At 50.3% G+C, this 20722-nt stretch carries 16 protein-coding genes; 3 read left to right on the top strand and 13 right to left on the bottom strand.

What is annotated here, in order from left to right; translation table 11 throughout:
- Nucleotides 1-62: 62 nt before the first annotated feature.
- On the bottom strand, nucleotides 63-1553 hold the full coding sequence (locus J7619_RS05450) for a helix-turn-helix domain-containing protein (protein WP_291195196.1): 1491 nt from the start codon (nucleotides 1551-1553) through the stop codon (nucleotides 63-65).
- A gap of 166 nt (nucleotides 1554-1719) precedes the next feature.
- Entirely contained in the window at nucleotides 1720-2391 is a 672-nt protein-coding gene (locus tag J7619_RS05445) for a porin family protein (RefSeq protein ID WP_291195193.1), read from the bottom strand.
- A 215-nt stretch (nucleotides 2392-2606) separates the two neighbouring features.
- Here J7619_RS05445 and leuS point away from each other — a divergent pair, with 215 nt between their 5' ends.
- Nucleotides 2607-5414: a leucine--tRNA ligase gene (gene leuS, locus J7619_RS05440; RefSeq protein ID WP_291195190.1), complete on the top strand. Its 2808-nt coding sequence runs from the start codon at nucleotides 2607-2609 to the stop codon at nucleotides 5412-5414.
- 81 nt (nucleotides 5415-5495) lie between these two features.
- Here leuS and J7619_RS05435 read toward each other — a convergent pair whose 3' ends face one another.
- Nucleotides 5496-5864 (bottom strand): DUF3244 domain-containing protein, encoded by a 369-nt coding sequence (locus tag J7619_RS05435; protein WP_291195187.1) that lies wholly within the window; start codon nucleotides 5862-5864, stop codon nucleotides 5496-5498.
- Nucleotides 5865-6033: 169 nt separating this feature from the next.
- Between J7619_RS05435 and J7619_RS05430 the strand changes: the two genes are divergently transcribed.
- The gene (locus J7619_RS05430; protein ID WP_291195184.1) at nucleotides 6034-6840 is read left to right on the top strand and encodes a glycoside hydrolase family 25 protein; all 807 of its coding nucleotides are present in this window, start codon (nucleotides 6034-6036) and stop codon (nucleotides 6838-6840) included.
- 57 nt (nucleotides 6841-6897) lie between these two features.
- Nucleotides 6898-7317 (top strand): hypothetical protein, encoded by a 420-nt coding sequence (locus J7619_RS05425; RefSeq protein WP_291195181.1) that lies wholly within the window; start codon nucleotides 6898-6900, stop codon nucleotides 7315-7317.
- A 115-nt stretch (nucleotides 7318-7432) separates the two neighbouring features.
- Here J7619_RS05425 and J7619_RS05420 read toward each other — a convergent pair whose 3' ends face one another.
- The 10 genes from J7619_RS05420 to J7619_RS05375 form a co-directional block, all read right to left on the bottom strand.
- A complete protein-coding gene (locus J7619_RS05420) occupies nucleotides 7433-8491 on the bottom strand; it encodes an agmatine/peptidylarginine deiminase (RefSeq protein ID WP_291196493.1) in 1059 nt (352 codons plus the stop codon).
- 126 nt (nucleotides 8492-8617) lie between these two features.
- Nucleotides 8618-9202, bottom strand: coding sequence for a hypothetical protein (locus J7619_RS05415; protein WP_291195179.1), 585 nt, complete (start codon nucleotides 9200-9202; stop codon nucleotides 8618-8620).
- A gap of 11 nt (nucleotides 9203-9213) precedes the next feature.
- On the bottom strand, nucleotides 9214-10314 hold the full coding sequence (locus J7619_RS05410; RefSeq protein ID WP_291195176.1) for a hypothetical protein: 1101 nt from the start codon (nucleotides 10312-10314) through the stop codon (nucleotides 9214-9216).
- 186 nt (nucleotides 10315-10500) lie between these two features.
- Nucleotides 10501-11688, bottom strand: a complete 1188-nt coding sequence (locus tag J7619_RS05405; RefSeq protein ID WP_291195173.1) for a histidinol-phosphate transaminase — start codon at nucleotides 11686-11688, stop codon at nucleotides 10501-10503.
- A 105-nt stretch (nucleotides 11689-11793) separates the two neighbouring features.
- Nucleotides 11794-12270 (bottom strand): hypothetical protein, encoded by a 477-nt coding sequence (locus J7619_RS05400; protein ID WP_291195170.1) that lies wholly within the window; start codon nucleotides 12268-12270, stop codon nucleotides 11794-11796.
- 33 nt (nucleotides 12271-12303) lie between these two features.
- Nucleotides 12304-13782 carry a SusD/RagB family nutrient-binding outer membrane lipoprotein gene (locus J7619_RS05395; protein ID WP_291195167.1) on the bottom strand — a complete coding sequence of 493 codons (1479 nt, stop codon included), beginning with the start codon at nucleotides 13780-13782 and terminating at the stop codon, nucleotides 12304-12306.
- Between the two features lie 39 nt (nucleotides 13783-13821).
- Nucleotides 13822-16977, bottom strand: a complete 3156-nt coding sequence (locus tag J7619_RS05390) for a SusC/RagA family TonB-linked outer membrane protein (RefSeq protein ID WP_291195164.1) — start codon at nucleotides 16975-16977, stop codon at nucleotides 13822-13824.
- Nucleotides 16978-17750: 773 nt separating this feature from the next.
- The gene (locus J7619_RS05385) at nucleotides 17751-18665 is read right to left on the bottom strand and encodes a carbon-nitrogen hydrolase (protein ID WP_291195161.1); all 915 of its coding nucleotides are present in this window, start codon (nucleotides 18663-18665) and stop codon (nucleotides 17751-17753) included.
- A 42-nt stretch (nucleotides 18666-18707) separates the two neighbouring features.
- Complete coding sequence (locus tag J7619_RS05380; RefSeq protein ID WP_291195158.1) at nucleotides 18708-19697, bottom strand: glycosyltransferase family 9 protein; 990 nt, start codon at nucleotides 19695-19697, stop codon at nucleotides 18708-18710.
- Nucleotides 19690-20604 (bottom strand): lysophospholipid acyltransferase family protein, encoded by a 915-nt coding sequence (locus J7619_RS05375; protein WP_291195155.1) that lies wholly within the window; start codon nucleotides 20602-20604, stop codon nucleotides 19690-19692. Before J7619_RS05375 ends, J7619_RS05380 begins: the two co-directional genes overlap by 8 nt.
- Between the last annotated feature and the right edge of the window lie 118 nt (nucleotides 20605-20722).

Here is a 20722-nt window from a genome sequence, read left to right as displayed (position 1 = left end):
CCCATTGAAGGTTCAAAATTTCCCGGGTTTACGTTTTAAATATAATAGATAACCGGAAATGATCAGTTAATCATCCGCTTCAGGGCTTTCCGGAGTTCCTCGTTTTTATGCCGTTTTTGCAGGATTACCGGCGCTGCAATCCGCTCCCGGCAATCGAACAGGGAACAGCGCTCGCAGGTCTGGTTTACTTCTCTGGCGGCCAGGGAAGGGTCATCGAGGAAAGCCAGTTTCTCCCGTGTTTGCTCGTCCAGGTAAATACCCATCGACACGCTCACATTCAGGTTGGGCGTGGGCGACATGGGTTGTGCGAAACTCACCACGAGATATTGGTCCTGTGTATCGATATACGTCGATTTCTGGGCCTTGCACAAAATGCGGGGTGGCTGTTTCGCCTGGATTATCTCCCCCAGATCGTTCAGGATCGTGAGCGCTACCCACCGGCGACAGTAATGCTCGTCGCGGACGGTGTGCGGGTAATGCTTTCTCGAAATGTGCATTTCCTTCGTCATATGGAACAGGTTCTGCCCGACGAAATTGTTGAAACGCGAAAAGAAAATCTGGTTAATGCCGAAATAACGCGGCAGGATATTGCTGAGGCGGTAACAGAAAGATTCCGGCGTGGTATTGAAGTCATGAATGAGTTGGATCAGCTTCTCCGGTTGCCAGGTTTTTTGTGCAAAGAAATCGGCGATGGCGGGCACCAGCAGGCTTCTTTTGATGATAATGGCACTGCCGAAATAGGAAGCTTTGAAATTGTTCAAAAGTTGCTCGAACGATTCCGCTTCGACGAGCGCCGTGGTGTGCAACCTGTTTTTCAGATTGAGATACAAATACCCTATTTCCCGCCCGTAAATAAATGCCCGTTGCACGGAGGATAAATGTGCATTGATCAACAGGCGCGTGCCGGCTGCATTAGGGATTGTAAGCGACCGCACCGTCGCAAACTCGGGATTATTGCGCTCATTAATAGGCTCGATCGTGTAGCCGTACTGCTCTTTGAGAATGGTTTCGAGCTGCTGCTCATCGAGCAACTGCGTTGCTTCCACATTTTGCTCCCCCAGAAAACGCTCGGCTTCCTCTTCGATATCCTCGAAATAATTATCGTGCATTTCCTGATACGTCCGCAGGGCCGAGAAATAGAACTTCTCGATCGACATGTTGTAATTCCGGGCGATCTCGATGAGCGTTCCCACGAACGCGCTGATTTTGGTAGGCGCATCGGAAAGGATTTCGAGCAGGTTGGCGGGGTCGATGCCGAACAATTCGAGGGGGAGTTCCGTCAGGATATTCGAGCTGAGCAGATCGGAAATCGGTTCCAGCCGTTTGCTCAGTTTTAATGAAACCAGCGTGTCGTAATCGACCTCAATGGCGCTCGCCAATGCAAGGATTTTGTCGGATTTCGGGTACTTCTTTCCTTTTTCAATTTCATTGATATAAGAAATCGACAACCCCGATTTCTGGGAAAGTTCGCTGAGCGACATTCCCTTGTCGAGCCGGAGCTGTTTGAGTTTGAGTCCGAAAACAAGTCTTACATTATCCTGATTGATAGCCACTGTGCTGAGATATGGGCCTGATTTTGTGCGATTTTGCTTACAGGCAATTTAACGAATGAAACACAAAAGTAGAAATAGCCCCGCATTCGGCATTCATGAGGAATAAAAAAAACGGAACCGTTTACACAGATTCCGTTTCCTGTTTTTGCTTTAATTCTCTTCGTTTCTAAAAAATGGCGAAGCCGAGCGTGGCCTGGAATAGGTTACCCTTTTTACCAAACTGAGAAGCGGTCGTCGCATTGTTGAAATTCACTTTTACGATCTCCGTGAAGTTGCCTTCGTAGCGTACATCCAGGCTCATCCGCCCGAAATCGAAGCCTACGCCGGCCTGATAACCATAGGCTAACCGGTTCTTGAAAGTGACGTCCGAATTGTCGCCCGTGAAATCGTCGAATGAATCGCTGAGCTTGCCGTTACTAGATAACCTGAGCGACGCCATGGGGCCCACATTGACGCGGAAAAATTTGGCAACGCGGAAGCCGAAAAGCACAGGCACGTCAAAGTTGCTGAACCTGACGTCGACCTTGCCCTCTGAATTGGTCAGGCCGTCCTTGTAAACGTTGAATTTCCCCCCTTTCTGGGACAAGAGTAACTCAGGTTGTATGTAGAATGTTTTTCCAAAGCGGAAGAAAACGCCGCCGGCAAACCCCAGCGAGCGGTTCGAATTATCCTTAAAGTTGAATGCATTTCCTCCCGGCGCGAGGGTGAGGTCGTTGCTGCCGTTGATGTTCGATAAATTGGCTCCCGCCTTGATACCGAAGCGGAAAGCGGGGTCGTACTGAGCGGAAGCGGAGTAGCTGATCAATAATGCAAGCAGCGCAATCGTCACGTTTTTCATAGTGTTTAAAAACTGGGGTAAGATGGATAACTGCTGCTTAACGGTAAAATCCTGTGCCGGATTATCGACAACCGCCCGAATCCGATCAAAAAACGCTATTTTTGCGGTTTATTTGAAGAAATAGAAAATAAATCAAAGCTTTACCTTCTGATAATCAGTATTTTGGTCGGATATACACACCGAAAACCCGGGAAAAGCATAACAACTAACAGGATATGAGTGAGTACAGTCATCGGGAAATAGAAAAAAAATGGCAGGACTACTGGCAGCAAAACGGCACTTTCAGCGTGTCGAACGCGTCGGATTTGCCTAAGTATTATGTGTTGGATATGTTTCCTTATCCTTCGGGGGCGGGCTTGCATGTGGGCCATCCGCTGGGATACATCGCTTCCGACATCTATTCCCGCTACAAAAGGCTGAAAGGCTTCAATGTGCTGCATCCGATGGGTTTCGACAGCTTTGGATTGCCCGCGGAGCAATATGCGATCCAGACCGGCCAGCACCCGGCGATTACGACGGAGCAGAATATTACCCGCTATATCGAGCAGTTGAAAAACCTGGGTTTGAGCTACGACTGGAACCGCGAGGTGCGGACTTCCGACCCCGGCTATTACAAATGGACGCAGTGGATTTTCTCCGAGCTGTTCAACAGCTGGTACAACAACGATGCCGACAAGGCAGAGCCGATCGCAACGCTGACTGCGAAGTTCAGCCAGGAAGGCAATGCGAAAGTCAATGCGCCTTGCGATGAAGATACCCCGGCATTCACTGCGGAAGAGTGGAATGCATGGTCGGAAGAGGCGCAATATAAGATGACGTTGAAATACCGCCTGACCTACGTGGCGGACGCCACCGTGAACTGGTGCCCGGGATTAGGTTCGGTATTGTCGAACGACGAGGTGAAGGACGGCGTTTCTGAGCGTGGCGGGTTCCCTGTGATCCAGAAACTGATGCGCCAGTGGATGATGCGCATTACCGCATATGCACAACGTTTGATCGATGGTTTGGATACGGTGGATTGGACGGAGTCATTGAAAGAGCAGCAGCGGAATTGGATAGGACGATCGGTAGGGGCGTTGGTGAAGTTCGCGGTGGATGGCGTTGATGCTAATATTGAAGTATTTACGACCCGCGTTGATACGATTTACGGTGTAACATTCATGGTGATCGCACCGGAGCATGAGCTGGTGGACGTGATCACAACCGCGGAGCAACGTGCGGAAATCGATGCGTACATTGCGATGACGCAGAAGAAGTCGGAGCGCGACCGGATGTCGGATGTGAAAACCGTCTCGGGAGCATTCACGGGCGCGTACGTGCTCAATCCGTTCAGCGGGGAGAAGGTGCCGGTTTACATTGCCGACTATGTGTTGGCAGGTTACGGAACCGGTGCGGTAATGGCCGTGCCATCCGGCGACCAGCGCGACTGGAACTTTGCGAAGCATTTCAATCTGCCCATTATCCCGATCCTCGACGCGCAAAAAGACATTGAAACACAGGCCGACGCGACCAAGGAAGGAAAATATATCAATTCAGGCATTATCGATGGATTAACCTACAAAGAGGCGACCGACAAGTTGATTAATGTACTGGAAGAAAAAGGATTAGGTAAGGGCAAGATCAACTACCGCCTGCGCGACGCGGTATTCAGCCGCCAGCGTTATTGGGGCGAGCCGGTACCTGTTTATTACAAAAACGACAGCGAAGGCCAGCCGGTACCATACCTGCTCGACTTGAACGAGCTGCCGTTGAACCTGCCGGAGGTTGACAAATACCTGCCGACTGAAAATGGCGAGCCGCCGCTGGGGCGCGCGCAAGGCTGGGAACACGGTTCGGGCAATGGCTACGAGCTGAGCACCATGCCGGGCTGGGCGGGCAGCAGCTGGTACTGGTACCGCTATATGGACCCGAAAAACGAAAACGAATTTGCGTCGAAAGAAGCGATCAGCTACTGGAAAGACGTGGACTTGTACATCGGTGGAACGGAGCACGCGACAGGCCATTTGCTGTACAGCCGTTTCTGGAATAAATTCATGAAAGACCGCGGCTTCGTGCTGGAAGAGGAACCTTTCAAAAAGCTGATTAACCAGGGGATGATCCAGGGGCGCAGCAATTTTGTGTACCGGGTGAAGAGTGAAGATTTCAGCAAACCAGTGTTTGTAAGTGCCGGTTTGAAATCACAATATGAGGTTTCCGCATTGCATGTGGATGTGAATATCGTCGAAAACGATGTACTGGATGTCGAGAAGTTCAAGGCTACGCGTCCGGACATTGCGGGCGAGCAGGCGACATTCATTCTCGAAGACGGCAAATACATTTGCGGCGTGGAAGTGGAGAAAATGTCCAAATCCAAATTCAATGTCGTAAACCCGGACGATATCGTCGAGCGCTACGGGGCTGATACCCTGCGTTTGTACGAAATGTTCCTGGGGCCATTGGATCAGGCGAAGCCGTGGAACACGAACGGTATCGACGGTACTTACCGTTTCATCCGCAAGCTGTGGAGGCTGTTTTACACCGAAACCGGGCAGTGGCAGGTGAAAGATGTTCCGGCGAAGCCCGAGGAGCTGAAGATTTTGCATAAAACGATCAAAAAGATCGGAGAGGATATCGAAAACTTCTCATTCAACACGGCCGTGAGTGCATTTATGGTGTGTGTGAACGAGCTGGGCAGTCAGAAATGCCAGAGCAAGGAGGTTTTGGAACAACTGGTGGTTCTGCTTTCGCCTTACGCGCCGCACATTTCAGAAGAATTGTGGGCAGCGCTGGGTAACGAGGCCGGAATGGTGTCCAAAGCCGCATTCCCGGTGTTTGAAGCGAAATATGTGCAGGAATCGGTATTTGAATATCCCGTGCAGATCAACGGAAAGGTCCGTGCTTCGCTGACCTTCCCATTGGACACGCCGCCTGCCGAAATCGAGAAGGAAGTTTTGGCGGACGCTACCGTTCAGAAATGGATGGAAGGCAAGCCGGCCAAGAAGGTAGTCGTGGTGCCGAAGCGCATCGTGAACGTGGTGATTTGATGCCGCTGTTGAAATAAGAATGCCAAAATGGCCAGCTCCGGAAAAACCGGGCTGGCCATTTTGTTTACAGGATAGGGCAGGTTACTTGATGGAAATCTGGCGTTCTGTGCGGATTTCAGCTACCTCAAAGTTCTTTTCAGTTTTCTGGCCATTGGCAGAAACTTCGATGGTGTAAGTGCCGGCTGGCAATTCGTTCACATTGAAAGTTTTTCTGAACTTGTCGGTGTCGCGGGCAATCGTTTCGCGATACATGACTTGCCCGCTTTTGTTGGTGATCAATACCACCGCTCTGCTGTCTGTGTACTTGTCAACGTTGACGTGGATCTTACCGCTGTTGGAAGCGAAAATGCCGGTTCCGAACGCCGCTGCTTTTTTGCTTTCTTTATCTTCTGCAAAAGAATTGAATGCGAAGGTGGCAGCGATTACCATTGTCATTGCGATGGATTTCATTGAAGGTTTCATGGCTATGTTCTTTTAAATGATGGCTAATAATTCCGTTTTGTTGATTCAAATATATGTGCTATATCAGGTACTATGCATTACATAGTACACGAGTGGTAATTATGGAAAATGAATGGCGATATGCCGGGAATAGCGATCTTTCTTAATTTTGCATGGTATGGCAAAAAAGAAGACCCGCACCTCGTTAAGTAATGTAAAATACCTGAAACCACTTCCCGCGAAGGGTTGGGCCATTATCGGTGCCGTTGTAGTAGTGATTGGAGGACTGATCTGGTGGAACGACCGGACCGACGAAAATCAATGGGAGTTTATCAGCAAGTTCGGGATCAAACTGCCGTTGCGTTACGCGGTCCACGGAATCGACGTTTCGCACCACAATGCGAAGATCAATTGGGATAAGCTCAAAAGTGCCCGTTCCGAAAACGTGAGTATCGATTTCGTCTATATCAAAGCGACAGAAGGCGCCACGCATCTCGACAGGCAGTTCAAACGGAATTGGGCAGAAGCAAAAAGGGTAGGGATGAAGCGCGGCGCTTATCATTTTTACAATCCGCGTGTCATGTCCGACCGCCAGGTCGATAACTTCATCGGCCAGGTGAGGATGGAGGCCGGCGATTTGCCACCTGTGCTCGACCTGGAAGTGAATGGAGGCAAGCCTGACGACATTATCATTAAAGGCGTCCGCAACTGGCTCACACTCATCGAGGCGCATTATGGCGTAAAACCAATCATTTACGTCAACGAGCATTATTACAAAAAGTACATCGCCGGAAACTTCGATGAATACCCGCTCTGGCTTGCTGGCTATTCGCGCACACACCTGAACGACCTCGCGTCCGATGCGCATGTGCTGTTCTGGCAGCATAGCGAAAAAGGCTGGGTAGACGGCATCCGCGGTTTTGTAGATTATAATGTATTCCTGCACGAACGTGCCGATTGGGAAAATTTGGCGGACGCTGAATAATTTATCATCAGTTACTTACGTATTAGTATCAGTTACATCCTCAACAGATCTGGTGCTATGAAAAACGTTATCCTCATTCTCGTCGTGTTGTTCTTTACCGGCTGCTCGAACCGCGATCCTGTTCGGGCAGACGCTTCTGAAAATTATACAGGAACCTATAAGTTCGCCATCGCTTCACCCAATGGTTTTGTTTCTAAATACACCTGGGTTATCACCCGGCGTTCGGTTAATTTGCTGGACTTCGATATGCAGAAAGTTATTGTGAGAAGTGACGGATCCGAAATTTTGAGTCGCGACACGGCGACGGAAGTGGAGGTTAAGGACGAAAAAAGGCTTCAATTTTCATATACCGACTCAAATCGCCGGTTGGTAGAGGTTACTTTACTGGCCGCTCCAAAAAAACTGACGATGACGAGCACAGCATTGCAGGGAGATGATGCCACGCACTTGGCCTGGTATGAGTTTGACAAGCAATAGTAGCCGTTTATCAAACAATGAAGGGCAGGTTTGGTCAGGTATTGTCAAGTGTTGTTTAACTGTCCTGACAATATCTGACAATTCTTGACAATCCCTGACCACCACAGCCCAATGGCTATTCAGCAGGCTCCTGCTGGCTCAGGCAGTGGAAGCTCCCTTGCCCCCAGATGATTTCCGTGGCTAAAAGCGGAATAATCTTTCTTCCATTAAATGCTTTTTCCAGAATGTCGATTGCAACCTGGTCGTGCGGGTTGTTGAATACCGGCACAATCACGCCGGCATTGCAAATCAGGAAGTTGGCGTAAGACCCCGGCGTGCGGAAATCGTCGATGATGACTGCTTTCGGCATTGGGAGTTCGATGATATCCGGCTGTTTCCCACTCAGCAAACGCATTTCTTTCAGCATTCGCAGGTTGGTGTTCAAAACGGCATAGTTCTCGTCATTACGATCGGTTTCGACGCAGGCGACAATGGTATCTTCATTTACAAAACGTGTGGTATCATCGATATGGCCGTCGGTATCGTCGCCTACAATGCCGTCTTCGACCCACAGAACCTGCTCGATGCCGTAGTAATCGCACAAAATCTGCTCGATCTGACCTTGGTTCAAATGTGGGTTGCGGTTAGGGTTCAGCAAGCATGATTTGCTGGTTAACAGGCTACCTGCTCCATTGAACTCCACCGAACCGCCTTCCATGATGATCCCCGGATTGACGACCGGGAGGTTCAGGTATTCGGCTACGGCGCGGGGTGTGCGGTTATCGTCGTCGTAAGGCGGGTACTTGCCGCCCCAGGCATTATGGCCCCAGTCGACGATCATTTTTTCGCCGGTTTGGGGGTTAACCACAAAAGAAGGTCCGTGGTCGCGGCACCAGGCGTCGTTGGTGGGTTTTACTATAAATTCAATTTTAGCTAAATCGACTCCCGTTTTATCGAGCTCGCCGATGATAAACTGCTTCAAAGCTTCATCGTTGGCGATAATGCCTACATTTTCCCCCTCGCTGATCGCCTTGATGAATGCCAGATATTGCGGCCGCATTTTGGCCAGTTTGTCGCCCTGCCAGGAGGCGTCGTTATGCGGGAAAGTAAGCCAGGTGGCGCGGTGCGGAGCCCATTCGGCTGGGAAAGTGAAACCTAGCTCGCGGGGTGTGGATGAAGCGGTATTTGCTGCCAAAATGTATTCAATGTATTTGTTCTGCTCAAAAATGAAGTGCAAAGGTCGTAAAAGGTTTTGAAGCAGACCAAAAAAATAAAGCCCCGCGAGCGGGGCCTTACCGGATTGTTGAGTAAATACGCAGGATCAGTTGTTGGCGACCATCACATTGTCGACCAGGTAAGTCCCATCCACCGTTTCGAGGTTGTAGGCCTTGTTCACACGCCGTGCATTTTCCTGCACCGCTCCCACTTTCCACGACGATACAATGCCGGTGGAAGGCTCATAATGATAAAGAATATCCTTTTTCGATAGTTTTTTCATGCGCTTTCTTCCGTGGTTCGTCTGCACATAGTGATGCGGCGTGGCTTCGAGCAGCAATGCAGGTACAATCGGCGACCCGGAGGTATTGTCTTCCGCCGGTCGCAGGTACACGGCCGTCAACGGCGAAGTAGGTTGGTTGAAAACGTCGATTTGCTTCACCTGCGTGATGGTCGTTTTGCCATCCTTGCACGTCTTCACATGCTCGCCCACGCGCACGTCCGCGATGGATTTCAGGCTGCCATCTGCCATCGTCACGGGCGCGCTGGCCGGGAAATATTTGCACCGTTTGGTACTTTTCGAAATCCGGATCGTCGCCTGCGACTGGATGCTGCTGACGGCCGTAACTTCGGTTTGGGCAAAGATGGTGAGTGACAGGAGTGAAAAAATACTGGTGGTCAGAAATTTCATGCGGTGTTGGATTATGAAGATGCCTTCGACATTTTAACGAATACCTTGCTCAGCACATTCGGCACAGCGCCCAGGCAGATTAACACCAGCCCGGAGGTGATGAGCGTAGAGGTATGCGCAAAAAATGAACCGGAGGACAAAATGGCCAAAATTAATATCGTTGAGAATGGCAAAGAAAATGCAAGTAACAGCACAGCCAGTTCCAGATCAAATGTTCTTTTTTCCTTGGCCATGCCTTTCGCGTCCTCCCGCAGGTTAAATGCGGAAATGTGGGCGAGCGGCCAGAAACTGGCGGCACTCAATGGGATCACGATCGATAGCAATACCATATTCATGTCGGTAATGTTCAGGACGTAGATCATTCCCGCGCTGATGAGCATCGTAATGCCTGCGCGGAAGAACAGTATACTTGCAACGATACGCTTCTTGCCCTCTTTTAGTTGCACGGCCAGGCCGATAAAAAGCAATACGAGCGGCGTCATCATTGCGCTGGTTTTATCAAAAATATCCACCACCAATGGGGGCAGCTTGCTGTAATTGATTCCCAGACTTAGCAGGATGATGGCGATAAAAATCAACAGGTTAATCGGCTCCTGGAACATGCTCGCGAAGAGGCTTTTCAACTTTCCTCCCATTTTGGTTTCCTTGTCGTCGCTGTTTTTGAGAAACATATTCATCGCCAGAATGTACAATGAAATGAGTACGAAAAACTTGTTGCCGACGTCGGCCAATGCAGCAATCGCAAGGCTTTTTTCTCCCAAAAACTCGGCAATGAACGGGAAGCAGGACAAGCCCGGTGCCAGGGAAGGAATGAGCATCATCAGCGTGCGGCCGGTAGGGCTGTTTTTTTCTATTCCAAACAATGCGAACGCGAGCGGCGCGGAAAAGAACATCAGGAAGTTGAAGACCAGCGTAACGAGCGGGATCACGAACATCGACGAATCGATGTCGATTTTCATTAAGGAGATAAATATCGTTGAGGGCAGCGCCACGGAGAGGATAATCTCCTTGATGCCGTTGGTTTGATCCTTGTTCTTGAATTTGCTTTTGAGCAACAAACCCAAGGCAATTAATAATAAGAGCGTAATGGTTTTTTGCAATGCGTCACTCATGGTCAGGAATATTTAAGTAATAGGAGTGTATCGAAGATTAAGAAGGGTATCGCTTTCGCGGGGGTGTTGTAATGAGGTATTGTAATAGGAGTGAAATATGGTATCGTTATCGCATGCACTTCGACTTCGCTCAGTGTGACAATGGTAATGTCATCCTGAGCGGAGTCGAAGGATAATTGCGAGATGTCAGCTCAACCCGCTCAACGCGCCTACAAATGCCTTCATCTCATCCATCGTACCGATACTTACGCGGCACCATGGTTTGTTCATGACGTCGAATGAGCGGACGGCGATGCCTTTGGCGGTCATTTTGGTGAGCAGCTCCTTGCCGGAAATGCTGATCGGGAAGAGCACGAAGTTGGTATATGACGGGATGTATTTGTAACCCAGCTTGTCGAGGCTTTCGTAGAGATATGTTTTCGCCTCGTGGTTCAGCTTGCGGGTGTTGCCCTGGAAATCCTTGTCATCGAGACTGGCGGATGCCGCGAAGATCGATGTGTAGGAAATACCCATTCCGCCGCGGGTGATTTTGTTGATGCTTTCGAGGAACTCAGGTTGTGCCGCAATGTAACCCACCCGGATACCGGCCATACCCATGATTTTCGAGAATGTACGCGCGATGATTACGTTCTTCTTCTGTGCCAGAAGCGAAACCATGCTTTGGGTATCGGCGCCTACTGCGAGCTCGATATACGCCTCGTCCACAAATACCGGTACTTTTTCAGAAACGCGCGAGCAGAAATCAAGCAGGTCCTGACCTTTGGTGATGGCGCCGGTCGGGTTGTTGGGGTTACAGATGTAAACGAGTTTGGTGTCCTTATCGATAGCGGCTTCCATCGCTTTCAGGTCGTGTGACCAGTCGGCAGTACATGGAACGGGCTTCCACGTAGCACCCACGGATTTCGCCACGCTTACGAGCGACATGTAGCAAGGGTCGGCCGACACGATATTGCCGCCTTTCATGAAAGTGACCAACGCCACTTTTTCGAGCAAATCGGAAGAGCCGGGGCCCATCATAATGTGGTCGGCCGTAACGCCTTCCTTCTTGGCGATTTTATCGATGAGGTCGTACATTTCTTTCCATGCGTAGCGGTTCCCGTTTTTCACGGATTCCGCGACTGCTTTCTGCGCCGACATCGGTGGTCCGTAAGGGTTTTCGTTCGCACTTAGTTTGGCAACGATTTTTGGCGCCTTGAAATCATCTGGCAAGAAGTGTTCTCTTACCATTGGGCTGCGGTAAATGCGGTTTTCAGGATCCAGTGATAATGGTGTGTTTTCGAATGCGCCAGCAGTAAGGTGTGGTGCTACGGCGATGCCGCCCAATGCCATTAAACCGGATTTTAACAGGTTCCGACGGTCAATTTTTTGATTCATTGTTCAATTGTTTAAGTACGTGACGATAAATATTAGGAGTAAAAGTCTTAATTCAAGTTACAAACAAACAGGCCAACTTAGAAGTATATATTACTTGTTTTTCAATTAGTTAGCCTGTACTTGCGAGAACCGCGTAAATGCGATCCCCTTGTGGCTGCCCGACCATGATATTTTGGTGATGCTGCCCGCTTTCGGTGCTGCAACGCCCAGGTCGGCCCAGGTTTTTTCCAGTTTTACCAAACCTTGCGCGTCGGAAGTGACCTCGCCCAGAACTGCTCCGGTCCGAAGCGTGATCTTGATGGCCAGGTTGGGGACCGGGATCGAGTCGATGCCTTTGGTGTGATCCAGAATATTGGTTTTGTCTAGTTCCAGTAGTCGGGCTGAGAGCGTCAGTTTTTCGGCAGTAGCAGAGTAGGTCACGGTCGGTTCACTGGCAATGGGTGCGCCGAATGGAGCGCCAACGATATCAACCAGCACAGGGGCTACGTCGCGGTCAAGGAACGGGTCTTCTTCTTTGCAGGCTACAAATCCAAGCGACAATGCGAGTAGCAGGTAGGGGAAAAGCGATTTGATATTTTTCATCTTCTTGAAAGTCTTTGAATGGGAAATAAACCGTTACTTCTCGGCCCACCACAGTTTGGTTTTCATGTCGTCGGCACCGCCGTTGAGCTTCACGCCGTCGCCTACCGAAGTAGCATTCAGCGAGTATTCGGAGGCCGGGTAGTTGAAGCGGGTAGGGAGGATACCACCATTGTTCAGGACTGCGCGCGGATCGGGTGCAGGGAATACCGGGAAGCCGGTTCTGCGCCATTCGATCCAGGCTTCTACGCCTTGTCCGAAGAGCGAAATCCATTTCTGTTCGAGCACTTTTTCCTTGCTCACCGGGCCTGCTTTGGTCACGTAGTCGGCTGGCGGCGTGAGCCCGTATTGCGCGAAAGAAGCGGTAATGCCGGTTTCGAAATACTTTTTAGCATCGCCCGCGATGTCGCCATCGATCGCAGCTTCTGCGAGGATGAAGTTCAGGTCGGCGTAGGTCATGATCACTTCCGGTGCAGCTGCGTCCGTAAATGCTTTGCCGATAGTCGAGCTGGTGGCGAGGTAGCCGGTAGCGATCGCGTCGGGAAGGCCGTTGGCGTGGCCCTGGTAAAGGCCATCCTTGTTAGGGTTGGCATACACGGTAATGCGGGTGTCGCCCAATGCATTCATCTTGTCGGCCAGCGTCTTGCTGATGTTCCAGTCGGTACGACCGCCCTGGATCAGGATCTGGTTCCATTCGTTGTTGCTCGGGAGGACAGTGGTGCATTTCAATGCGGCATTGTCGGCATTGCTGGTGAAAATCGGGAACTTGGTGGCGTCTCCGAGGATTTCGGCAAATATCGCTTTCGACTCTGCCGGCTTTTTGGCAGCCTGGCGGTTAGCGAGGCGCAGACGGAGCGAGTTGGCGAATTTCTTCCATTTCAAAATATCACCTGCATACAAAATATCCCCTGCAATAGCCGGGCCGCTTACCGACAGTTTCTCGTTCGCCATTTTCAGGTCGTTTAGCAAACCTGCGTAAATGGTTTCCATCGAGTCGTATTTCGGCGTGTAAATCGCCTCGGTAGCTGTTCCCTTGATTGCGTCGGTGTACGGGATAGACCCGTACATATCCGTGAGCAGCGAGAATACCCAGGTGCGCATGACCAATGCCACACCTTCGTAATTAGCGTTAGGTGAACTAGATTCCGAATTTGTCTGGTTGATGATCCGCTGGAAGTTGAGCAGGCCGTCGTTGAAAAAACCTTTCCAGTTATTGGCCAGCAATGCGGGCGAAACCGTGTAATCGTCGCCCTCGTTGCTGTAAATGTTGCGGGTTAAATGTTGCACATAGAGTTCGGCGGCGTCGATATTGATGCGCTCGAAGCGGTCGCGGTGACCCCAGTAGCGGTCAACGGATGTTTCGATACCGGTAGGGAGCAGGTACTGCGGGCCGATAGCCGTCGGGCTGTTCGGGCTCACGTTCATGCTGTCGAAATCCTTGGTACAGCTGGTAATGCTCATCGCGCCTGCCAGAGCTGTCATCCAGATGTTTTTATGGGTCAAAATGCTTTTCATCTCGTAATGCTTTTAGGTCTTCAAATAGTTGAGAGAGGATCAGAACGACAGTGAGAGGTTTGCACCAATGCTGCGGGAGCTTGGGAGCTCACCATAACCGAATCCTTGCTGGTTACCCCCTTTCGCATCGATCTCCGGGTCGATATGCGGGGTGTTTTTGAAGATCATCCAGACGTTCCGGCCCACAAGGGAGATCTTGGCCGACTGGATTTTAACCTTTTTCAAAAGCGATGGGCTGAATGTATAGCCGAAGGTCAGTTCGCGGAGTTTTACATAGCTCGCATCGAAAATCGCCGACTCATGGTAGTTACGTGGGTTGGAATAGCCATAAAGCTGGTTGGCAGTTACAATAATGTCGTTAGGGACATAGGATTTCGTACCATCCGCGGCTGTTACCTCCCGTACACCCTGGCCGATCACGCCTTCCTCGCGGCCCAATGCGGTTTCGGCATACTGGCCTGTCCAGCGGGCGGTTCCTGTACCTTCGTCATAAATGTCGCCGCCCATGCGAACGTCCACCAATGCGCTTAGCGACCAGCCCTTGTAGTTGAGGGTGTTCAGCATGCCGCCGATCCAGTCGGGTTGGATGTTACCCAGCTTCTGTCCGGCAGCGGTGAGCGGCAGACCATTGGGGCCATACACCACCTGTCCGTTGTACTTCTGGAAACCTACGCCGTAGAATGTACCGTAAGGTTGTCCTACACGTGCTTCCGACGACATACCGCGCTGCGTTGCGAGCGTATAGGTAGTGAGGCCTTCCGCGAGTTCAACTACCTTGTTGCGGTTGCGCGCCCAGTTGAGCGACACATCCCAGCTGAAACCACCCGGCAGTTTTACCGGCGTTCCGCTGATCGAAATTTCGATTCCTTTGTTGGTGATTTTACCTGCATTCAGGATACGGGTGTTGTAGCCGCTCGCTTTGGAGATTTCCACACCGAGAATCTGATCTTTAGTCGTCTGACTGTAGTAAGTTACGTCCAGGCCTATTTTGCCTTTCAAAAAGCGCAGGTCGGCGCCGAGTTCGAGCCCGGTCGTGATCTCCGGTTTCAGACCGCTGTTCGCAATCTGGGTGTTTTCAGAGAATTTGGGCACCGCACCATTCCACGAACCGCTGGCGAGATAGGTTTGTGCCAGCTGATAAGGGGTCGCATCATTACCCACCTGTGCATAGCTCGCACGCACTTTCCCGAACGTGAATACATTGCTTTTTACATCAAACAACTCCGTCAAAACCGCGCTCAACGACGCAGAAGGGTAGAAGTACGAGCGTGCATTGGCAGGCAGCGTACTCGACCAGTCGTTGCGGGCTGTGAGATCGAGGAATAATGCGTCTTTCCACGAAAGGTTAGCCGTTCCGAACACGCTCTGCGTCTCCGATTTACGGATTTCCGATTCGATCGTATTCTGACTTGGTACCGAGTTACCTGCATTGTACAGGCCATCCACCACCAACTCGCCTACATAGAAATAGTTTCTTTTGTAATAATTGGTGCGTTTAATACCGCCTACCTGCACGTTCAATCCGAAATCCGCATTGATATTCTTGTTGTAAGTCAGCATGAAATCCGAATTGGTTTCCTGGCTGCGGAGCACTTCTTCCGAGTAGCGTCCCGGCGTGCGCACGCCGTTGCGGACGCGCAGGAAGTTGGATACGTTAATGCGCGTGTCGGTCCAGTAATCGGTCCCGCTGCGGATCATCAGGCTCAGTGAAGGCAATATCTTGTAATTCAATGCTATGTTGCCCAGCAGGCGGTCCTTCTCGTTGCTTTGCGGAAGCTTCTTTTGGGAAAAATAGGGGTTCGTGAAGAAGGTATGCTGCCAGTTAGGGGGATCAGTGTCGTTGCCGCGCTGGTTGTGCACATCGATATAGCTTTCATAATCACGCAGCTGTGCCCACGAAACGTGGCGGTGCGACCAGATGAACTCCTGTCCGCTGCCGTAGCTCTTATTGTCGGAACCCGATTTGATGTACTCGCCCGAAAGCGTAATGCTCAGGTTTTTGGTCAGGTTATAGCCCGAGTTAATGCGGAAGTTATTCCGGTGGAAGTCGTTGTAATACATAATACCCGTTTGATCCAGGCGGCTCAGGCCAAGGCGGAAATAACCTTTATCGTTACCGCCGTTCAGCGCAACGCTGTTGGTGGTAGTACGGCCGGTATTCCAGTACTCGTCCCAGTTGTTGGGCTGAGGAGTCAGTGGTGCAACATCGTCACCCGTCCACCACTGTCTCACCAGGCGCCCGTCCATCGGAGCTCCCCAGCTTTCGTCGGTTCCCTCTGATCCAACCAGAGGATATCTTGCGTCATAAACGGCGCGATACTGCGCAATTTCTGCCGGATCGGTGATGTTGCCACTCCATCCGTCGGTATACCAGGTGCGGTAGCCATTGCCACCGCCGTAAGTGTTCTGAAAGTTCGGTTTGATCCACGGACGCTCGAAAGTGATGTTGGAATTGATATCCACGCCCAGCCCTTTCGTGCCCTGGCCATTTTTGGTAGTAATGAGGATAACCCCGTTGGCAGCGCGGGAACCGTATAACGCAGCCGCATTCGGGCCTTTCAGTACGGACATTTCCTTGATATTGTCGGGATTGATCTCCGAAATGCCGCCGCCCCATGTTTTGTTCGCGGTTTGCTCCATTGGCACGCCGTCGATGACGATCAACGGTTGGTTGTTCCCCGAAACGGACGAAGAGCCACGGATCTGGATCGTCGAGCCGCTGCCCGGGCCGCCGTTCGATTGCACACGAACGCCTGCTATTTTACCGGAAAGTGCATTTGCTACGTTCGTCGAACGCGATTCTGTTAATGCGCTTCCTTTCACTTCCTGTACTGTATATCCCAACGCCTTTTTCTCACGCTCGATACCGAATGCGGTTACGACCACCTCGGCGAGCTGTCGCGTGTCGGCGTCCAGCTTGATGTCAAATTTGGTTTGGTTGCCGATCGGCATTTCTTTGATCAGGAAACCCACATAGGAGATGACGAGGACGCCATCACCCGGTACCGAAAAACTGAAATTACCGTCAGCATCGGCATTTGTACCCACATTGGTGCCTTTGTAAATGATTGACGCGCCTGCAAGTCCGAGACCATCTTCGGCCGCTGTTACCTTTCCGGTGAGCTGGCGCACTTGTGCGAAAGCTACCGGGGAACACAGACAAACCCATATAAATAAGAGTAGAACTTTACGCATGGGGAATCAGGGGTTAAAATTGTTAGGTGGTAGTAGTAGGAGGAGAAAAAAGTTATGGCCGTGTGGAGTCCACACTTCCGTGCGCCGCACACACTTTCGCGTGGACAAAACAACACGGCCATAAGCTTGCAACACTGCTTTTCCGGAAAGCAATACCCTCTTTAATCGAGGACAAACAGGTCAAATCGTTTCAGTGAGGCTTAAAAAAGCCAGACGTCGACAAGCGGTGTTTGTCCACGGTGTCAAGAAACCTGTATTAAAAAAATTATATTGTGTTGGAGCGTGACTCGCCCGGCGTCCGTGTTTCGGTACATCCGGCTTTCAGCAAGGCCCTCTCAACACGGTCAGATATATTCATGTGCGGCTGGAATATATCCTCGGTTTAGAAGTTCTGTCATTCGTTTAATGACTTTTCAAATATACTGACAATGTCAAATAATGCAAGAGATTAGATTTAAAAATTGAAGTTTTTTACAATAAAAATTGGTCATTTAAAATTAATACAGACTATTATTGTAATAATTTGATAATAAGTTTTACTAATCCGATTTTTAGCGCTTCCTATCGATTTTATAGATTAATACTTCAATTTTATGGCCTTAATTGTCTAAAATATAGGCGTTTAATAAAATCTGATTCTTATAAAATTGTAACATTGGGTTACTATTGGTTTTTTGCCCCATCGGAGCCTGCTGAAAGTGGAGGTAATAAAAAAGAGCACCCCGGATGGAGGGCGCTCTTTTGTTGTGTATTAAAATAATTATATTTCTGTACTATGGCTGATCGATAAACCGCTTTAAAATAGGGCGGTAGGAATCCACGCGGCGATCGCGTAAAAATGGCCATGTCGTGCGGTAAAAATCGAGTTTTTCAAGGTCTAGCTCTTCCACGTGCGTAACCTCGCCCTCGTGCGGGGCCAGGTAAAGCAACCTTCCCTGCGGATTGGCAATGAACGACCCACCCCAGAACTGCTGGTCGGCTTCGCGGCCTACACGGTTTACAGATACGACATATACGCCGTTCGCAACGGCGTGTCCGCGCTGTACGGTTTGCCATGCGCCGTATTGCTCTTCATTAATAATAGGGTCTTTCTCATTCACGTCCCAGCCGATCGCGGTTGGGTAGAAAAGGATTTCCGCGCCCATGAGGCTGGTAATGCGCGCCGCCTCGGGGTACCACTGATCCCAGCAAATGAGTACGCCGATTTTGGCAAACTGGGTATTGAAAATCCGGTAGCCATCCGTATCCTGCTCGGTTACAGGCGAACCGTCGCCCGGCGCGTCGCCGGGGGTGAAATAGAATTTTTCATAGTAACCCGGATCGTCGGGGATATGCATTTTCCGGTATTTGCCCAGGTAAGCGCCGTTGGCGTCCAGCACGGCGGTGGTATTATGGTATAATCCATGTGCGCGTTTTTCGAACAGCGACGCGATGATCACCACGCCCAGTTCCTTGGCCAATGTACCCAGCGACTCGGTGGACGGGCCGGGAATAGCCTCGGCCAGGCTGAAATTGGCATGATCTTCCACATCGCAGAAATAGAGCGATTTGAACAGCTCTTGCAGACAGATAATATTCGCGCCCTTTTGCGCAGCTTCGCGGATTTTTTCGGTAGCCTTCTGAAAGTTAGCATCAATGTCCGACGTGCAGCTCATTTGCACCAGACCAATGTTTACTTTTTTTGCCATTTTGGATGTTTGTGTGGATGAATAACGGACGGAAATGCAACACTAATTTGACTGGGGTAGTTCTGGAATCGGGAAATCGAACGAAATATCGTTCATGCATTTGAAATGACCTTTCGGGCATTTGCTGTAACCGATCTTCGAGCATGGGCGGCAATCGAGGCCTTTCACTTCCAGTTTTTCAAATGTGGTACGGTAGGGATACATCCCGAATTCCGGAATGGTGTTGCCCCAGATCGAGTACACTTTTTTTCTGAATGCGGCCGCGACGTGCATCAATCCCGTGTCGTGCGTGAAGACGATCAACGCCTTTTGTATTAATGAAGCCGACTGGTTGAAATTGTATTTACCGCAGGCATTCAAAACTTGCGTGTCACCCAATGCGGTACAGATAGTCTCGCCGGCTTCAAAATCCTCCGGCCCGCCTAGCAGAATAACCGGATGGTTGATCTTCCGGCAAAGCTCGATCATTCTGGGCGCCGGCATTTTCTTCGTGAAATGCTGTCCGCCGATCGCGTAGGCGACGTAGCTCTTCCGGTGCGTTTCCGGGAGCCATTCGAGTTCCACCTGGTCTTTGTAGGGGATGAAATAGTCTAGCCCTTCACCATCGTTCTTAATATTGAAAGTTTTGAGCGTATCCAAACATCTGTCCACAATGTGTACCGGCGGCAGGTAGTCGATCTTGAATTGCGTCATCAGCCACTTCTGTACATTCAGCTTTTCAAAACTGAATGCCGGTACGCCGAGTGTCCATTTAATGCGGAGCGTGCGGATGTTGCGGTGGAGGTCGATGATGTAGTCGAACTTTTCCCTTTTGAGCAACGCAAGCAGCTCCTTCGCGTTGCCTTTTTCGAGCAGCCAGGCCTTATCGATGTAGGGATTTTCCCGCAGCAGGAACTCGAACTTACTTTTGGTAAAATAGTGGATTTCGGCCTCCGGCATCTGCTTTTTCAGGCAGCGCACCACGGGCGTCGTGAGCACGATATCGCCAATGGAGGAAAAGCGCAGGATGAGGAACTTGACCGGTTTATTCACTTTGGATTTCCTGTAATAATTGTAACGGGTTCAGATGCGCAGGGCGCGGGTGCTTCCAGCGTTTGTGCGTCCAAAGCCAGTTGTCCGGCTGGCGACGGATATCTTCTTCGAGGTAACCTATCTGTTTTTGCAAAATGCTATTGGTAGGTTCCTGCTTGGGTGTTTCGGTGATCGGCCGGAAGTACGCTTTATAAAAACCGCGACGCAGTTCGTTTTTGAGAATACCCATATAAAGTACCGGTGAGTTCAATCGGCGGGCGATCAGCTCCACGCCGCGGTACACGCCGGTGTCCTGGTTCAGGAAGCGGGTCCAGAAAGCTTTTTCCGGCACGGCCGACTGGTCATTGATCAATACAAATAAAAACGGCCTGTCACGCGGCTCGAATGCTTTGGAAATGGCCTCCTTCATCGTCACCATCTCGGTACCGAAGCGGGTGCGTACATTTTTGAACCAGTCTTCGAAAGTATCGTTCTGCAATTCATGGTACACGACCACAATCTGGTGCGGCAATTTGGCCGACGCGAACAGGTTGAGCATTTCCCAGTTACCTAAATGCCCGGCCACCACGACAACATTCTGCCTTTTTTCGAAATAATGCATCAGGATCGGCGTTTCCAGATCGAAGCGTTGCAGCAGATCGTCTTTCGAAACCGACTTCATTTTAATGGTTTCGAAGATGATGTCCGTGAAATTGCGGTAAAATTTTGCGGCGATTTCGTGGATTTTCGTTTCGCTGAACTCGGGAAAACTGTTGCGCATATTTTGCAGCACCACTTTTTTGCGGTATTGACCTATATCGAAGATCAGGAAACGGACGATATCGGAAAGCTTGTAGAGCGCTCCCCAGGACAGCTTCGAAACCGCATTGAGCAGCATCAGAAACAAATGGGTAGAGAACGCTTTCATGTGAGGAACATCTTGTACTAAAACGGTAATTAGTGTGCAAAGGTAATATTTAGATTGCACTTTACCTGACAGAACCGGTTGATCGGCAGGGGCTAGCTGCTTAGAAGTATTGTAAATT

Origin of the sequence: Dyadobacter sp. (genome assembly GCF_017744695.1) — a bacterium.
GTDB lineage: Bacteria > Bacteroidota > Bacteroidia > Cytophagales > Spirosomataceae > Dyadobacter.
Note: the sequence above shows the minus strand (reverse complement) of the source record. Positions and strands in the feature narration are given on the sequence as shown.